Here is a 991-nt window from a genome sequence, read left to right as displayed (position 1 = left end):
CAGCACTGCAGGAGGGTTTCCCTCCGTAGGTGACTGGCGAACCCGAAGGGTCCATGAGTCATGAGTGATGTGGTTATGAGTGCCAGAGAAAGGACTAATGATATGGCGATAATGTGTAAATTACGCTTGAAAGTAATAGTGAAATAGGTTATCACAATATAAAACCACCAATATCCACAAAAAGCGAAGAACAAAGAACAACAAAGAAGAATATTTAGGAGTGAAAAGAGGGTGGTAGATTTTGGCAGAGTTCTAACCGCTATGATTACGCCGTTTAAGGAAGACGGCAGTGTAAATTATGATGTTGCTGCAGCACTAGCAGCACATCTAGCTGACAATGGTACAGATACAATTGTGGTGTGTGGAACCACGGGAGAATCTCCTACCCTAAGTTGGGATGAAGAATATCAGTTGTTTTCTGTGGTGTTGCAAGCGGTGGCGGGAAAAGCTTTTGTGATAGCAGGGTGTGGTTCTAATTCAACCAAAGAAGCAATTGCCGCTACCCAAAAGGCGGTTAAAATAGGAGTACATGGTGTACTGCAGGTTGTTCCTTACTACAATAAACCCCCCCAAGCAGGGCTTTATCAGCACTTTGCTGCGATCGCTCAAGCGACGCCTGACTTACCGTTGCTGTTGTACAATGTCCCTGGTCGTACTGGTCAAAATCTTCAACCGGAAACTGTTGCTCGGTTAGCTGAGATTGACAATATTATTGGAATTAAGGAATCGACAGGCAATATAGATCAAGCAAGTGAAATTCGTCGCTTGACGCCAAAAGAATTCCAGATTTACTCTGGTGATGATTACATGACTTTGCCTCTGTTGGCAATAGGGGCAAAAGGTGTCGTCAGCGTGGCTTCTCATCTGGTAGGAAACGAACTACAAAAGATGGTTCAAGCCTTTGATTCGGGTAAAATTCAAGTAGCCAGGGAAATACATCTCCAACTCTTTCCTCTGTTTAAAGCTTTATTTGCAACGACAAACCCCATCC

General features: G+C 43.9%; 1 protein-coding gene. It reads left to right on the top strand.

The features are described from left to right. Positions 1-231: 231 nt before the first annotated feature. Positions 232-991, top strand: a 760-nt coding sequence (dapA, locus tag DP116_RS24310) for a 4-hydroxy-tetrahydrodipicolinate synthase (RefSeq protein ID WP_343038370.1), incomplete at its 3' end; no start/stop codon positions are given.

The organism is Brasilonema bromeliae SPC951 (assembly GCF_012912135.1).
Classification (GTDB): domain Bacteria; phylum Cyanobacteriota; class Cyanobacteriia; order Cyanobacteriales; family Nostocaceae; genus Brasilonema; species Brasilonema bromeliae.
The sequence above is the reverse complement of the archived record's forward strand: the minus strand, read 5'-3'. Positions and strand labels throughout refer to the sequence as shown.